Annotated in this window: 14 protein-coding genes; 5 read left to right on the top strand and 9 right to left on the bottom strand. The window is 34.0% G+C overall.

Annotation, left to right across the window (positions count from 1 at the left end; genetic code table 11):
* Positions 1-85: 85 nt before the first annotated feature.
* The 3 genes from ACEN92_RS09190 to mgrA form a co-directional block, all read right to left on the bottom strand.
* The gene (locus tag ACEN92_RS09190) at positions 86-1,054 is read right to left on the bottom strand and encodes a quinone oxidoreductase family protein (RefSeq protein WP_495642070.1); all 969 of its coding nucleotides are present in this window, start codon (positions 1,052-1,054) and stop codon (positions 86-88) included.
* Positions 1,055-1,152: 98 nt separating this feature from the next.
* Positions 1,153-1,722 carry a Crp/Fnr family transcriptional regulator gene (locus tag ACEN92_RS09195; protein ID WP_495642071.1) on the bottom strand — a complete coding sequence of 190 codons (570 nt, stop codon included), beginning with the start codon at positions 1,720-1,722 and terminating at the stop codon, positions 1,153-1,155.
* A gap of 16 nt (positions 1,723-1,738) precedes the next feature.
* On the bottom strand, positions 1,739-2,695 hold the full coding sequence (mgrA, locus tag ACEN92_RS09200) for an L-glyceraldehyde 3-phosphate reductase (protein WP_495642072.1): 957 nt from the start codon (positions 2,693-2,695) through the stop codon (positions 1,739-1,741).
* A 108-nt stretch (positions 2,696-2,803) separates the two neighbouring features.
* Here mgrA and ACEN92_RS09205 point away from each other — a divergent pair, with 108 nt between their 5' ends.
* Together ACEN92_RS09205 and ACEN92_RS09210 are read left to right on the top strand one after the other, a co-directional pair.
* Complete coding sequence (locus ACEN92_RS09205) at positions 2,804-3,034, top strand: DUF433 domain-containing protein (protein ID WP_495642334.1); 231 nt, start codon at positions 2,804-2,806, stop codon at positions 3,032-3,034.
* On the top strand, positions 3,034-3,291 hold the full coding sequence (locus ACEN92_RS09210) for a DUF5615 family PIN-like protein (RefSeq protein ID WP_495642073.1): 258 nt from the start codon (positions 3,034-3,036) through the stop codon (positions 3,289-3,291). Before ACEN92_RS09205 ends, ACEN92_RS09210 begins: the two co-directional genes overlap by 1 nt.
* Positions 3,292-3,445: 154 nt before the next feature.
* Here ACEN92_RS09210 and bglX read toward each other — a convergent pair whose 3' ends face one another.
* The 3 genes from bglX to ACEN92_RS09225 form a co-directional block, all read right to left on the bottom strand.
* Positions 3,446-5,740 carry a beta-glucosidase BglX gene (bglX, locus tag ACEN92_RS09215; protein WP_495642074.1) on the bottom strand — a complete coding sequence of 765 codons (2,295 nt, stop codon included), beginning with the start codon at positions 5,738-5,740 and terminating at the stop codon, positions 3,446-3,448.
* 204 nt (positions 5,741-5,944) lie between these two features.
* Positions 5,945-7,324, bottom strand: a complete 1,380-nt coding sequence (locus ACEN92_RS09220) for a sialate O-acetylesterase (RefSeq protein ID WP_495642075.1) — start codon at positions 7,322-7,324, stop codon at positions 5,945-5,947.
* Complete coding sequence (locus ACEN92_RS09225; RefSeq protein WP_495642076.1) at positions 7,321-8,409, bottom strand: SGNH/GDSL hydrolase family protein; 1,089 nt, start codon at positions 8,407-8,409, stop codon at positions 7,321-7,323. The genes ACEN92_RS09220 and ACEN92_RS09225 overlap by 4 nt, the downstream gene beginning before the upstream one ends.
* A gap of 201 nt (positions 8,410-8,610) precedes the next feature.
* Between ACEN92_RS09225 and ACEN92_RS09230 the strand changes: the two genes are divergently transcribed.
* Positions 8,611-9,114: a C40 family peptidase gene (locus ACEN92_RS09230; RefSeq protein ID WP_495642077.1), complete on the top strand. Its 504-nt coding sequence runs from the start codon at positions 8,611-8,613 to the stop codon at positions 9,112-9,114.
* 8 nt (positions 9,115-9,122) lie between these two features.
* Here ACEN92_RS09230 and ACEN92_RS09235 read toward each other — a convergent pair whose 3' ends face one another.
* Together ACEN92_RS09235 and ACEN92_RS09240 are read right to left on the bottom strand one after the other, a co-directional pair.
* Complete coding sequence (locus ACEN92_RS09235; RefSeq protein WP_495642078.1) at positions 9,123-10,706, bottom strand: L,D-transpeptidase family protein; 1,584 nt, start codon at positions 10,704-10,706, stop codon at positions 9,123-9,125.
* A gap of 164 nt (positions 10,707-10,870) precedes the next feature.
* On the bottom strand, positions 10,871-11,284 hold the full coding sequence (locus tag ACEN92_RS09240; protein ID WP_495642079.1) for a DUF1573 domain-containing protein: 414 nt from the start codon (positions 11,282-11,284) through the stop codon (positions 10,871-10,873).
* 164 nt (positions 11,285-11,448) lie between these two features.
* Here ACEN92_RS09240 and ACEN92_RS09245 point away from each other — a divergent pair, with 164 nt between their 5' ends.
* Positions 11,449-12,711 (top strand): sensor histidine kinase, encoded by a 1,263-nt coding sequence (locus ACEN92_RS09245; protein ID WP_495642080.1) that lies wholly within the window; start codon positions 11,449-11,451, stop codon positions 12,709-12,711.
* Positions 12,708-13,400, top strand: a complete 693-nt coding sequence (locus ACEN92_RS09250; protein WP_495642081.1) for a response regulator transcription factor — start codon at positions 12,708-12,710, stop codon at positions 13,398-13,400. The genes ACEN92_RS09245 and ACEN92_RS09250 overlap by 4 nt, the downstream gene beginning before the upstream one ends.
* Here the strand turns inward: ACEN92_RS09250 and ACEN92_RS09255 are convergent.
* On the bottom strand, positions 13,395-15,611 hold the full coding sequence (locus ACEN92_RS09255; protein ID WP_495642082.1) for a B12-binding domain-containing radical SAM protein: 2,217 nt from the start codon (positions 15,609-15,611) through the stop codon (positions 13,395-13,397). The genes ACEN92_RS09250 and ACEN92_RS09255 overlap by 6 nt on opposite strands.
* Between the last annotated feature and the right edge of the window lie 49 nt (positions 15,612-15,660).

A 15,660-nucleotide genomic window follows, 5' to 3' on the forward strand; every position in this document is an offset into this window, starting at 1 on the left:
AAACACAACGGACGTAGAGGCGCACAGCAGTGCGTCTACGTTACGTGTACGTTGTGTATAAAGACGCACTGCTGTGCGCCTCTACTTAAATTGTAATTACCAATCTTTTGCCATCGGGAATATTCATATCCCAGGCTTTTTCGATATCTTTTATATGAATCGAAACGGTTTCTATAACTAACTTTTTAGAAGCTGCCAACTCAAACATTTCAGGTAAAATATCAGTTACCAGCTTTTTCATTTCCTCTTTAGTCCAGCTTCCTAAACCTGAACCGGATAATTGAAGATCAACACTTCGTAAGATTTCAGATGATAATTGAATTGAATCTCCTGCCAATGAGCCTACAGAAACAAATCTGGTATTATGGGTGAATGAACCTTCGCCTTTTAATGCTTTTAGAATTAATTCGGCTGAATGTCCCCATAAATAATCAATAATAATATCAATTGGTGTATTAACATGAATCTGCCTGATCTGTGCTTTAAAATCATCATCCGGCTGCGTAAGAATTACATATTCATCTGCCCCTAAATCCAACAATGATTTTAAAGTCTGCTCATTTCTGCCGGTAACAATTATCCTTGCTGCTCCATAATGTTTTGCAAGCTGAATGGCTATTTTTCCTGTAACTCCGGTTGCCCCGTTTATTAAAACAGTTTCTCCTTTTTGGATATTGGCCCTAAAACGCAAAGCCATTGCTGATCCTGCAACTGCATTTGGCAATGCCGATGCGGTACAATCATCAAGGCCATCAGGAACTTTTACCATTTTGTTTTTATCCACAATTGCTTTTTCGGCAATCATTCCTGTCACACCTAGTGCATAAACTCTGGTGCCGTCTTCAAGTATTCCTACTCCGTCCCCACCTGCGACTTTTGCAGTTTCTTCAGCAACTGCTGAGTAATGCTTTCCGCTTGCTATGTTTTTATCTAAATTTTTAACTGCTGATGCCTTAACCGAGATTAAAAGATGATTCTCATTTTCGATAATTGGATCCGGGAAATTGGTGTATTGTGGTAATTCGCTCTTTTTATAAATTACTGCTGCTTTCATAACGCTTAAATTTTAAGTATTGTTTAAATTTTATGAAGCAAAATTAGTGTGCAGTAAATGGCTTGGCGATAACATTTGTTATCAAATGCAAATTGGTTTTATTTGCATAATTTATTTTTTATCCGACTTAAATGAACCGAAGTAATTCCTAAATAAGAAGCGATGTAATGCTGTGGAATACGTTTAATAATCTGTGGGTTTTCTTTTAAAATGTTTTGATAACGCTGTTCCGGCGAATCTTTTATAAAAGAAACAAATTGTTTTATATAATCGAAAGTACGCTCAAAAATAAGGTCAATAATTTTCTCTCTTAATTCCGGAATTTCAAGTAAATCATTAAGAATGCTGTCAACATCTTTTTTATCAATATACCATAAAACGCTTGGTTCAATGGTTTCGACCGAAATGGGACTTGGAATTTTCTTTCTGAAACTTTCAATAGAAGCAACCATTCCGCCTTCCAAAAAGAATTGCAGCGTTAAATCTTTTCCGTCTTTATTAAACGAGCATCTAACACAGCCTTTTTCAATAATAAAGATCTTTTCAGAAATTTCTCCTTCATTTAAAAGAATTGTTTTTGCAGAAACCTCAAGTTTATGAAAACAGTTTATATAACTCTCCCATTTATGGTCTTCAATCGGGAACTTATTTTTAAGATGATCAAACATGGAAGAGTTTATAAAATTATTTTAGAATTGATTCGATTGCATTTAATTCATCTGAAGAAAAATCAAGACTTTGCAAACAATCAACATTATTATTTAATTGACGTACAGAACTCGCACCAATTAAAACCGAAGTAATTCGTTTGTCTTTTTGCAACCATGCCAAAGCCATTTGTGCCAAAGACTGATTTCTGTTTTGGGCAATTTCATTTAATTGAATTAATTTTTGAATACGTTCTGCTGTAACCTCATCTTCTTTTAAATGTCCGTTTGGATTATGAGCCCTGGAATTTTCCGGAATTCCGTTTAGATATTTATCTGTCAGAAGTCCTTGTGCCAAAGGTGAAAAGGCAATACAGCCTACTCCTTTTTCTTCTAAAACATCCAGTAAACCATCTTCTACCCAACGTACCAACATCGAATATTTAGCCTGATGAATTAAACAAGGCGTTCCTAATTGTTTTAAAACATCAACGGCAACCCTGGTTTGTTCTGCAGAATAATTACTGATCCCAACATACAAAGCTTTCCCGCATCTTACTGCATGATCCAGAGCCATCATCGTTTCTTCGATTGGAGTTTCGGGATCCGGACGATGCGAATAAAAAATATCTACATAATCAATATTCATACGTTTTAAACTCTGATCCAAACTTGACAATAAATATTTTCGGGAACCCCAATCACCATATGGCCCGTTCCACATAGTATAACCGGCTTTTGTCGAAATTACGATTTCATCACGCAGATTTCCCTGAAAATTATGCCATAATATTTTACCGAAATTCTCTTCGGCTGAACCTGGAACCGGCCCATAATTATTCGCTAAATCAAAATGAGTAATTCCTTTATCAAAAGCTTCTTTAGCAATGCTTTCTGCATTTTCAAAATTATCTACTGATCCGAAATTATGCCATAATCCTAAAGAGATTTCAGGTAATAATAACCCACTTTTTCCACATCTGTTATATTTCATTGTTTTGGTTTGATGGTTGAAGTTTTAAGATTTTAAAGATAAAAACAATCCCAAATATTTTAAATCCAAATTAGTACTTTATTTTTGTAAATTTGTGTAAATAATAAAATTATGGATAATTGGCAAAACTTAATTTCTATAGATCCTGATATAAGATTTGGAAAACCTGTTATTAAAGGTACAAGAATCTGTGTTTCTGATATTCTTTCATGGCTATCTACAGGAATGTCTTTTGAAGATATTATTGAAGATTTTCCTGAATTAAAAAAAGAAGATATTCTTGCATCTCTTGCATTTGCTGCAAACAGAGAAAACATAACAAAAATAATTGCAGCATAATGAAATTACTTCTGGATGCAAATATTTCCTGGAGAATTATTAAACTGATTGAAAATGATTTTTCAGACTGTTTTCATTCTAAAGACATTAAAATAAATCAACCCGCAAAAGATATTGATATTTGGGAATTTGCAAAGCAAAACCAACTTACAATATTAATTCACGATGATGATTTCGAAAAATTGCTACTTTTAAAAGGAGCACCTCCAAAAGTTATAATTTTAAAAACTTTTAATAAAAACACAAAACATTGCTGAACTTCTAATTTCAAAAAAAGAAATTATTGAATCCTTTATTTCAAATAATGAATTGATGATTTTGGAAATTTATTAATACTTCAAATCAAATCAAAAAAAATAACCCGACAGGGTTTTTTAAATACCTGTCGGGTTTGAATATTAAAATGTTTTTTTATTTCAATTCAAAACCACTCGTCAAACCTTTATCAGAGCTTCCTCCAACCATGATTTTAAAAGTTCCCGGCTCAACCAGATAATTTCCTTCATTATCGTAGAAACCAAGTTCCTTATCTGTTAAAGTAAAAGATATTGTTTTAGTTTCTCCTTTTTTCAAATTAACTAATTCAAAACCTTTTAATTCTTTAATCGGGCGGATAATACTTGCAAACTCATCATGAATGTATAATTGCACTACTTCTTTTCCGTCATAATTTCCTGAATTTGTAACTTCAACGGAAACCTTAACAGTTTCTCCTTTTGTGAAATCAGTTTTGTTTAGTTTCAGGTTTTTATAATCAAATTTGGTATAACTCAAACCAAAACCAAACGGAAACTGAGGTGTTTTCTCAACATCCGTATAATGCGTCCAAAATACATTTTTATCCGTATTTACAGGTCTTCCAGTACTGTATTTATTGTAATAAATTGGCACCTGACCTACATTTCTCGGGAAAGACATAGGCAATTTTCCGCTCGGATTATAATCTCCATATAATACTTGCGCAACAGCATTTCCGTTTTGAGTTCCAAGATGCCATGCTTCAACAATTGCAGGAACATTTTCTGCTGCCCATGGAATACTCAACGGACGTCCGTTGTTTAAAACCAAAACAACATTTGGATTTACTTTATAAATTTCTTCAAGCAATTCCTGTTGTAAACCAGGCAAGTTAAGATCGGTCCTGCTTCTGCCCTCACCGCTTTGAAAACCATGTTCTCCTAAAACCATTACCACTACATCAGCGTTTTTTGCTGCAGTTTTCGCTGCTTCAAATCCACTTTTGTCTGTTGTATTAAAAATAACCTCATCCAAAAACGAAATTTTCCCAACCGTCAGGTCATGACCTTTTTCAAAAGTCAGTTTATTGTCTTTATATTGCTGCATTCCTTCTAAAACCGAAACCGCTGTATTGTCATCAGCCGCAATTCTCCAGCTTCCCAACGGGCTGGTTTTATCATTTGCCAAAGCACCTATCAAAGCAATTTTTTGTCCGGATTTCTTTAGCGGAAGCAAATTTTTATCATTTTTTAAAAGCACGATAGATTTTTTAGCCATGTCAAGAACACCGTCATTATTGCCTTTACTTCCAACAATTTCTTTTTCGCGTTTCTCGTCACAATATCTGTACGGATCATCAAATAAGCCTAATTCAAATTTCACACGTAAAATTCTGCGGACAGCATCATCAATCATCGCCTCTTTTACTTTTCCTTCTTTTACTAAACCTACTAATTTAGCAACATACAAATATGATTCCATATCCATGTCAGAACCCGCAATTACAGCTTTTAGAGCCGCATCTTCTTCGTCTTTTGCATAACCGTGCGCAATCATTTCACGAATCGAAGCATAATCTGAAATTACAAAACCGTCAAATTTCCATTTTCCTTTCAGAATATCTCTTTGTAAAAATGCATTTCCGGTTGCAGGAACACCATTCAGGGTATTAAATGAATTCATAAACGTACGGATTCCTGCATCTACAGCTGCTTTAAACGGAGGCAAAACCGAATTATATAATTTAGAATTACTGATATCAACAATGTTATATTCCAGTCCTGCTTCAACATACCCGTATGCGGCAAAATGTTTTGCACATGCTGCAATCGTATTGATTTTGGCCAAATCAGCAATTGTTTCTCCCTGAAAACCTTTTACTCTTGCCGTTGCAATCTTGCTTCCTAAATACGGATCTTCTCCGGCGCCTTCCATAACACGCCCCCAACGAGCATCATTGGCAACATCTACATTTGGTCCAAAAGTCCAGTTAATTCCGGATGCCGAAGCTTCATCTGCTGCAATAGCTGCCGATTTTTTAATCGCTTCCAAATCCCAGCTTGCTGATTCTGCCAATGGAATTGGGCTCAACGTTTTATAACCGTGAATTACGTCAAAACCAATAATCAGCGGAATTCCCAAACGCGTTTCTTCAACTGCAATTTTCTGTACGGCACGAACTTCTTTCACACCGCGAACTGTCAGCATACTTCCTACCCATCCTTTTCGCAAATGTTCATATTTCAATTCTGCAGAACCTCCTTTTGGTGCTGGTCCGGTAACATCCCAAAAACCATTATACTGATTCATTTGACCCGCCTTTTCCTCCAAAGTCATTAATGGCAAAAGCAAATCAATGCGTTGTTCTATCGTTTTATTTTTATCCAGATATGGCTTTTTCTGTGCGTTCATATTTCCAACAGTAAAGAGGGTAAAAACCCCAATAGTTAATATTTTTTTATTCCTCATGGTTAGTTAGTTTATTATTTTAAGCGTGTCGTTTGCCCGAAAAAAGGCAACTATCAGGCTTTCGGCTTTATCTTTTGTTTCGTTTCTCTTCACAAAAGGATACCGCCTCAAATATATTCACTGAACTCCTATATAAAATAAAAGCTTAGTGAAGTAATCCCTCACGCAATTCACGCAAACGAGAACTTTTTTTATCAACATCACCTATTCCGTAATAAAACACGAAGCAGGCAAATTGACTTTATTAAACAAATCAGATTGTATTGTATTTCCCCATGCAAAACGAACTTTCACCGGAACGTTTACTTTCTTACTCGTCAAAATCACCTGATTATTTTTAATCGAAGCTTCGGCTGTGTAAAAAACACCATCGGCACCGGCTACTTCAAATTGATTGGATGTTTTATTTTTAAAATGCAAACCTTCAGCAGAATCAAAAGAAACAATTGCTTTATTTTTATCCGTTTTAAAATCTTTAAAAACCGGACCGTTTACTAAACCTGAATTGGTTTTATACGTATTTGCCAAAGCTAAATTCGCTAAACGAATTCCAACCGATTTTTTGTCTTTTGGATGAATATCTATTGTATCAGAAACATCGCTGATAACAACCATGCCGGTATTAGAAACTTCTTTAAGTAATTTTCTTTGGGAATCTCTCAGAGTAACATTCGAGAAATTATTGGTGCCAGTTTTATAAGGTGCAATTTGTACATAATAAAAAGGAAAATCATCCTTCCACGCTTTTCTCCAGGAAGTTATTAAAGCCGATAATGTTTTGTCATAAACTGTAGATCCCACATTCGATTCTCCCTGATACCAAAGCGCTCCCGCAATTTTAAATCCAACAAACGGATAAATCATTGCATTATAAGCACGTCCCGGCTGTCTTGGTCCGTATTCCTGTTCGTTTAGTTTTTTAGCGTTTTCTAACAACAGAGGATCATTCTGAATCACTTCTTCGGGCATCCATATTTCTGCGGGAGTTCCACCCCAATTCGAAGAAATTAATCCGATTGGAACATTTTTTAAATCTTCTCTTAAACGCTTGGCAAAAAAGTATCCGACAGCGCTAAAATATTTCATGGTTTCCGGAGTTGATTCTGTCCAGTTTCCTAATAAATTGTTTTGTGGAGTTGTAGCCGTTAATTTCGGAACGGTAAAAAACCGGATATTCGGATTTGCAGCATTTTTTGCTTCTTCCTCTCCATTATCAATTCCCCAGCTTACCGACATTTCCATATTTGATTGTCCCGAACAAACCCAGACTTCACCAATCAGAATGTTCTTCAAAACGACTTCATTATAGCCTTTTATCGAAATCGTATAAGGTCCGCCTGCTTCAGGAGTTTTTATTTTTAGTTCCCATTGCGCCTGATTGTTAGCTGTAATTTTATATTCCTGATTATTCCAGCTGGAAACCAGTTTAATTTCTTCTTTTGGACTCGCCCAACCCCAGATTTTAACTTCTGAATTACGCTGTAAAACCATATTATCACCAAAAATATTCGGAAGGGAAACGTTTGCCATCATAGTACCGGAAATCAACAGAAAAAAAACAAACTTAAATATATCATTTCTCATAACAACCTTTTTAAAAATGGACCATATTCATCTGCCATAACTTTATGGTCAGCAAGATTTGGATGCCAGCTACATCCCTTCGGAGTCATTGGTTTAAACTTAAAAATCACAATTGGTTTATGTGTTTTATCGTCTTTGAAAGCTTCTTTAACCTTATTCAGGCAATCTTCAAAAACAACTGCTTTCTCACCACCAACCATTGGACTGTTGGTAATCACGATCTGTACGTTTGGATTGTGGCTGTACAGCATTTTAATAAAATTAATGTAGTTCGAAACATATTTTTCAGGATTAAAAGGAAGACGCTCTTTCTTCCCGTCTCCTCCGGAAAAATCATTAGTTCCTAAAGCAATACTGATAATATCAGGCTGGAAAGCAAAATCATATTTAGGTTTCGAAGGATCTTTTGTCAAATACAAATTCCCATATAAATCCGGCATAATACCTTCGTCTTTATTTTCGTCATTCCAGTTACGGTACATTCCAATTCCGGAAACAGAACTCATTAAATAATCAACCCCAATTTCTCTCGAAAGAGTTGGACCGTAAGCATAATACCCGTTATGGTGATCAAAATATTCTCCCTTATCACAAGGAACATCAGAATCATCGCTTGCAGCACCGCAAGTGATAGAATCTCCTATAAATTCGATTTTCTTTTTCTTTTTTGAAGAAATAGAAGTTAGTTTTGCCGTAGTTCCGGCAAATAAAACGTTTCCGCTTTGTGCTTCTGTAGTTTTATAAATTGTGAGATTATGTAGTTTTTTATCACAGGTAATCCTTACCGGAAAAGATTGGACTGCCCCTTTTTCAATTCTCAATTTTCCAATATACTTTCCATCCAAAACCAAGGAAACATAATTATGATGTTCCCAGGCATCATCTATACTCTGAAGGAAAATTGAACATTCTTTTCCTGTAAAATTGAACGAAACTGAAGAAGCTGTTCCAATCAGAACAACATTATTATTCCGGAGTTTATCAACTCTGCCTTCATAAAGAAATGTATTGGTTTTATTTTGTGATGTCGAAACAATCGAAATCATCAAAAACAAAATTAAAAGTGGTATTTTTTTGAGAAACATAATTTATTTGTTAAAATATAAACACGATCGACAAATATACCCGAAATAAATTATCAAAAAAGATACTAAAATATCAAAAAGCAATAAAAAAACACCAAAAACAGTTGCATCATTATTCATATTCTGCATTCATTCACAATCTTTCCTTTTATTTCTAAACTTAGCCCTATCTTTGAATTTACACACCCCAATCACTTATAAATGAAACTACCTGTCTATATATTATTTACCGCAATTCTATTTTCTTCATTTGCAAAAAAAGACAATGCAACAGTAATCACTCAAATTCAAAAAAAACGAGTTGAAATTGACAGGGATTCCATTATTGTGTATGCCAAAAAATATTTGGGAACTCCATATTTATACGCAGGAAGTAATCCTCAAAAAGGATTTGACTGTTCGGGTTTTGTGAGTTATGTATTTAATAATTTTGATATAAACTTACCCAGAAGTTCTAATGGCTATAAAAATTTAGGAACTCCTTTATCTCCTGAAGATTTTAAGGTTGGGGATATTTTAGTTTTTTACGGTTACAAAGACAGAACAGTCGTAGGCCATGTTGGAATTGTTTGTGAGGCAAACGGCATGCAGTCAAAGTTTATACATGCCTCTTCCGGAAAAGCTTATAAGGTAACCATTAGCGAACTGAATTCAGAACATTACACTAAACGTTTTTATAAATGCATCGATGTACTTTCTAAATAAGGAAATAGTTACTCTTCAGTCAATAATTTTATCAAACTTTCATCTCTTTGATAAACATCTTTATAAAAATTCAATTGTCCTTTTCTGTCTACCCAGGCAGTAAAATAACCAATATAAACAGGAACCTTCTTTTTTAGCGTATACCAGCTTTCTTTACCGGCATGCATTGCTTTATCAATTCTCGCCGGATTCCATTTAGGATCGTTTTTCAAAAGTTCAATTGCTAATTCCCTTGGTTTTGCTACACGCACACAACCATGGCTAAAAGCTCTGCTTTCTCTTTCGAACAAACTTTTTGACGGTGTATCGTGTAAATAAATGTTATTTGAATTTGGAAATAAAAATTTCACCAAACCAAGCGAATTATTTTTTCCCGGCAGTTGCCGAACCATACCATTATTCCATTCCAAATGTTTTTCAGCTAAATAGTTCTTGTTTTTAGCCATTCCGGGTTTAATTTCTTTATTGATAATACTTTGAGGAACATTCCAATATGGGCTAAAAACAATATTACTCATCATGCCGCTAAAAATAACGGTTTTTGTCATAGCTTTTCCGACCACAACCGGCGATACAAAAACAATTTCATGATCGCGAATTAAATATAATCTGAATTCAGGAATATTAACCTCGATGAATTCTTCCCCTTTCTCTAATTCAGGATCAATCCATCTGCAGCGTTCCATGTTTGCAATAATAGTTTTGATTCTATCTGAAACAGGAATATTCATTTCGTCAATATGCTCTTTTAAGATTTTATTTTTAAGCGTATATCCATGATGTAATTCGTAGTCTTTCATAGCTGAAATTAAAACCGAATCGCAAACGGCACTTTTACTGTTTTCCTTAAGTTCTCCGGTAATAAAAAGTCTTTCTCTAATTTGAGTTATTGTAATGGCAGAATCTCCTAATTTTAAGTTTTTAAAATCATCGCTGACTTCAATAGTTTTCCAGCCTCCTTTTTTCTCTATTTCCCTGTATTGTTTCAACGCTTCACGCAGTTTATAGTACTGGCTGAACATTTTACTTTTATCATCATCATTAATGGTAGAATGTTTAAAAATGGAATCTGAAAGTACCTGATAATTTACTTTTTTTCGGGGTAAAAGCCATTCTAAGGAAGTTGATGTTTTTTCATCTACACCATTAAATACTTTTTCAGCATAATAGAAATATAAATTGGTAATTATCAAATCCGTATCAATTTTCGATAATTTATTTTCTGAAGTACGTTCGAAAATTGGGTTAACCTTTTCGTTGTATGGAAAATTGGCTTTTAAGCCTTCATCGCCCAAACCTTTATATTTATTGAATAACGTATTTCCAAACTCTACTACACCTTTATTATCTAACCATAATTGAACAGAGTTCTTTTTCTTGTATAAGGACAAAACATCTTCCTGAAATTTAATCAATTTAGGATAGGCTTGATAAAACTTAGAAATATCTGTACTGTCAATCGGAATTCTCAATTCCGGCAATTCTGCCTTTGCTTTATTTAGTTGGTTTCCTTTTTTATCATTTGCTTTGGAATTGCATGAAACAACTGTAAAAAGGAGTATTATTGCCGCAAGCGGATACAAAATTTTCATATTGATATTTTCAATAAAAGTAGAAAAGTTTTCATAAAAAGTGTTCTTTTTATGAAAAATAAACACTCACTTAATAATAATATTATTAACAAAAACAGCGCATAAAAAAAACTCCAGACACATAACATGTCCGGAGTTCTCCCCCTTTATAATCAACTTTTATTTTAAATCACCGTTCCTTTTAAAGTCAGGATTTTTGGTGTTGTTTCTGCACTTGTTGTCACTGTTACCGTTTTTGTAAAACCACCTTTATTCGCTGCGTTATAAGTAGCGGTTACTTTTGCCGATTTACCCGGCAAAATTGGTTCTTTAGTATAATCTGTTGCAGTACATCCGCAAGATCCCTGAACATTTGTAATTATAACCGTTGCTTTTCCTGTGTTTTTAAATTCATACACAATTGCTTTTGGAGTTCCTTGTGGAATTTGACCAACATCAATTGATTCTGCTTTCCAAACAATAGTAGAAGCTGTCGTTTCTGTTTTTACTTTAGAAACTAATGATTGTACCGGTGCAATCGCTGAAAAAGACATTAAGCCTAAAACTAAAGCCAATATCGAAATTTTAATAATTTTCATGGTTTATCTATTTAAATGATTATAGTCAAATTTTATATTCCAAAATTACCTCAGAAGAAATGAATTCGCTGTTAAGCGGTCTCAAATGTTTGTTAACAACTTGTTAATGGGTATTTTTAAGTATAAATTTGACTAATATTACACTTTAATAAATTTTATTTTTCTTGAAAATAAACAAACTCAATAGCATTATCCTTTTAGGTTTAGCGGCCATCATCAGCATATTGGTCGTACAATTGTTATGGACAAAAGAGGCTTTTACTTTAGAACAAAAAAAGTTAAGTCAGAAGACACATATTGCCTTATTGGAAGTCGCTAAAAAATTATATGAAGGGACAAATCATGAATTGCCATCCCAAAATCCGGTTCAGAAAATTTCCAATGATTATTATATTGTAAATATCGACAACGATTTTGAAGCCGATATTCTGGAATTTTATCTGAAATCAGAATTCAAAAAAATGAATATCACCACTGATTTTGAATATGCCATGTACAATTGCCAAAGCGATGAAATGGTGTACGGAAATTACATTTCATTATCTGAAAAAGGAAAAGGAAAGCAAACTGTTTATTTTCCTAAACATAAAAACCTTGTTTATTATTTTGCCGTTCGTTTCCCTAATGAAACCACCTATTTATTCAGTTCGATGCGTTTTTGGTTTATACTTTCGATAGCATTAATCCTTATTTTATTAATTTATGTTTATTCTATTTTTACGCTTTTACAGCAAAAAAAATACTCCGAATTACAACGAGACTTCATTAACAACATGACGCATGAATTTAAAACGCCCTTGTCTTCCATTCTGATTGCTTCAAAATATTTAATTGAGCAGAATCCAATCAAAGAAGATAAAAAACTATATACTTATACTGATATCATTATCAATCAGAGCAATAAACTGAATAGCCATATTGAGAAAATTTTAAACATTGCCAAATCTGATTATACGCCTTTGGAGTTAAAAACAGAAACAGTTTTGATCGTACCGGTTATAGAAGAAATGATTATTAATATTCAATTAAAATATCCGGATGCCGACATTAAAATTGAAACCGATACTGATAATTATAAAATTGAAACAGACGTTTTTCATTTTACCAATTTAGTTTACAATTTGTTGGATAATGCAGTGAAATATTGCACTGAAAAACCTGAAATTCTCATCCGGATTTCGAAAGAAAACCAATCCTTAAAATTAGAATTCATTGATAATGGAATTGGAATTCCAATTAAAAAAATCTCGTATATTTTTGATAAGTTTTACCGGATTCAAAATGAAAAAAGTAATGAAGTTCCTGGTTTTGGGCTTGGTCTGTATTATGTAAAAGAAATTTGCAACTTACAAAACTGGAAGATTAATGCGCTGAATAATTTAGAAAAAGGTACCACTATAACACTGTCAATTCCCTATAGAAAATGAAAAACTTTAAAATTCTTTATACTGAAGATGATGAAACACTGGCCTTTTTAACCAAAGATAATCTGGAACAAAACAACTATGATGTTACACATTGTCCTGACGGAAACTCAGGCTTTGAAAGCTTCAAAAAAGAAGATTTTGACATTTGCATTCTCGATATTATGATGCCAAAAATGGACGGATTTGAATTGGCAGCAGAAATCAGAAAAATCAATACCGATATTCCAATCATTTTTCTTTCGGCAAAAACATTAAAGGAAGACCGCATAAAAGGACTGCGTTTGGGTGCCGATGATTATCTTGTAAAACCTTTTAGTATTGAGGAATTAATTCTGAAAATCGAAATATTCCTGAAGCGTTCACAAAAAAACAATGCGGTAAAAAAATCATTTTATGAAATTGGAAAATATCAGTTTGATATTAAAAATTTTATTCTTTTTAATGAAACAGAAAAAATCAGTCTCACACAACGCGAAGCCGAACTTCTGAAGCTATTTCTTGATAATAAAAATTCTGTTTTAAAAAGAGAACAGATTTTAACCTCGCTTTGGGGAACCGATGATTATTTTATGGGTAGGAGTCTGGATGTTTTTATTTCGCGTTTGCGTAAAATATTGATAAACGAGAAAGGGATTTCTATTGAAAACTTACACGGAATCGGTTTTCGATTTACTATTGAGGCTTTATAAAACCAGCAAACCAAACTCACATAACGTATTGATTGGCTTGGAATACCAAAACAATTCGAAATCCTCAAATTGAGTTTCAAAATCATTTTTCACTTCTTGAAAAGTATAACTTTTAGAATTTGAAATTGAGATTTTTTTCAAGATTTCGATAAGCCATTCCCCTTCATTTTTATTGGTCTGAATTGTGAAACTTTCTTTTTTATCATGAAAAGTAAAGGTCATCATTTCCCAAGATTGCCCTTTTTTAGATTTTGTAAAATGCTCAACGGATGGCTTTCCTCCTAACCAGACCACTTTTGCATTTGGTTTTGTATTGAAATCATTTCCTTCTTCCAAGGCATTAAAAATAAAATCGGGATCTATTTTTGTCTTCGGAATTTTAAAGTCGAACCAATCCTGTAATTCGTAATCAAAACAGATTCCGTGCATGAAGTTAAAAAGCGATTTTTTTAATCCAAAACTGAATTTATCGTGATTAATTCCTGTAGAATCCGTATAATCGATGTCGTTGTTGGCAAAAGTTCCAATGGTTTCAGTTACTTTTTTTACACCAAATTTCTCCGGATACAATCCAACAGGGCTGTGTGCCGTCATCGCAAATTGATGCCAAAAACCGGATTGCAGAATTCCGGCTTCAAACAACTGACGTACCATTTCAAGGCTGTCAACGGTTTCCTGAATGGTTTGCGTTGGATAGCCATACATCAGATAAGCATGAACCATAATTCCTGCTTCGGTAAAATTTCGAGTTACTTTTGCTACCTGCTCTACGGTTACTCCTTTATCAATTAATTTTAATAATCGGTCAGAAGCCACTTCTAATCCTCCTGAAACTGCAATACAGCCTGAAGCCTTCAATAACAAACATAAATCAGCAGAAAAGCTTTTCTCAAAACGGATGTTTGTCCACCATGTTACGGCTAATTTTCTTCGTAAAATTTCGAGAGCCAAAGCACGCATCAAAGCAGGCGGCGCAGCTTCATCAACAAAATGAAAACCATTCTGACCTGTTTGCTGTATCATGTCTTCCATTCGGTCGCACAATAAATTTGCTGCAACCGGCTCGTAAACCTTTATATAATCTAATGAAATATCGCAAAATGTACATTTTCCCCAATAACAGCCGTGCGCCATGGTGAGTTTATTCCAACGGCCATCACTCCACATTCGATGCATCGGATTTACTATTTCAATAACCGAAATATATTTATCCAAAGGCAGATCTGAGTAGTCCGGTGTTCCTACCTGTGCTTGTTTGTAATCGTGTTTTAAGGAATTGTTTTTATAGACAACTTCTCCATTTTCTAATAAAAATGTTCTTTTGTAATGCTTCTCGCCCCTGGACTCCGCTCGGGATGACAAGTTTTCAACAAGTTCCTCAATTGGAACTTCGCCATCATCCAAAGTAATAAAATCGAAGAATTCAAAAACACGTGCGTCAGAAAGAGACCGTAATTCTGTATTTGGAAAACCTCCCCCCATAGAAATCTTAATTTCAGGGTGATTTTGTTTTACCCATTGCGCACATCTGAAAGCGCTGTATAAATTCCCCGGAAAAGGAACAGAAATTAAAAAGAAAGTCGGTTTTACAGCTTCGATTTTAGCTTTCAAAAGAGAAACTAAAATCGAATCAATATAAGTTGGTTGTTGCTGTAAAGCTTCATATAATTCATCAAAAGAATTGGCACTTCGGCCTAAACGTTCGGCATATCGGCTAAAACCAAAATTTTCATCGACACATTCTACAATAAAATCCGAAATATCTTCGAGATACAAAGTGGCTAAATGTTTGGCTTTATCCTGAGTTCCCATTGTCCCGAAAGCCCAATCGAGTTCCTCTAGTTGTGCAAAACGGGAAGCTTCCGGCAGAAAATCTTCCTGACAAATTTGTAAAGCCAAAGTTGGATTTTTTCCCTGCAAAAACTGAATAACAGCATCAATGGTTTTGATGTATTCGTCCTGTAATGCGAAAATACGTTTAGAATTATCTGAAATTGTATTTCCAGCAACTTCAAAGTTGAAACCTGAAACCTGAAACAAATTTTGTAATCCTTTCTTCGAAAACAATTCCAAAATCACATCAATACCCAAATCTGCCTGAACGGATTCGATGTTTTTAGTATTCAAAAATCCTTTTATATACGCTGTTGCCGGATACGGAGTATTCAGTTGGGTAAATGGTGGCGTGATTACAAAAAGCTTAGTTTTCAAAAGGAAATATTTTCTGCAAAAATACGGGATATTTATTTTGTTTTTATGA

Source organism: Flavobacterium sp. Flavsp81, assembly GCF_059491325.1.

Bases quoted from the DNA above. Each gene is read 5' to 3' on its own strand.
- mgrA (WP_495642072.1), bottom strand. From the start codon at position 2,695: ATGAAATATAACAGATGTGGAAAAAGTGGGTTATTATTACCTGAAATC.
- ACEN92_RS09195 (WP_495642071.1), bottom strand. From the start codon at position 1,722: ATGTTTGATCATCTTAAAAATAAGTTCCCGATTGAAGACCATAAATGG.
- ACEN92_RS09235 (WP_495642078.1), bottom strand. From the start codon at position 10,706: ATGAAAATTTTGTATCCGCTTGCGGCAATAATACTCCTTTTTACAGTT.
- ACEN92_RS09220 (WP_495642075.1), bottom strand. From the start codon at position 7,324: ATGAGAAATGATATATTTAAGTTTGTTTTTTTTCTGTTGATTTCCGGT.
- ACEN92_RS09225 (WP_495642076.1), bottom strand. From the start codon at position 8,409: ATGTTTCTCAAAAAAATACCACTTTTAATTTTGTTTTTGATGATTTCG.
- ACEN92_RS09210 (WP_495642073.1), top strand. From the start codon at position 3,034: ATGAAATTACTTCTGGATGCAAATATTTCCTGGAGAATTATTAAACTG.
- ACEN92_RS09190 (WP_495642070.1), bottom strand. From the start codon at position 1,054: ATGAAAGCAGCAGTAATTTATAAAAAGAGCGAATTACCACAATACACC.
- ACEN92_RS09240 (WP_495642079.1), bottom strand. From the start codon at position 11,284: ATGAAAATTATTAAAATTTCGATATTGGCTTTAGTTTTAGGCTTAATG.
- bglX (WP_495642074.1), bottom strand. From the start codon at position 5,740: ATGAGGAATAAAAAAATATTAACTATTGGGGTTTTTACCCTCTTTACT.
- ACEN92_RS09230 (WP_495642077.1), top strand. From the start codon at position 8,611: ATGAAACTACCTGTCTATATATTATTTACCGCAATTCTATTTTCTTCA.
- ACEN92_RS09250 (WP_495642081.1), top strand. From the start codon at position 12,708: ATGAAAAACTTTAAAATTCTTTATACTGAAGATGATGAAACACTGGCC.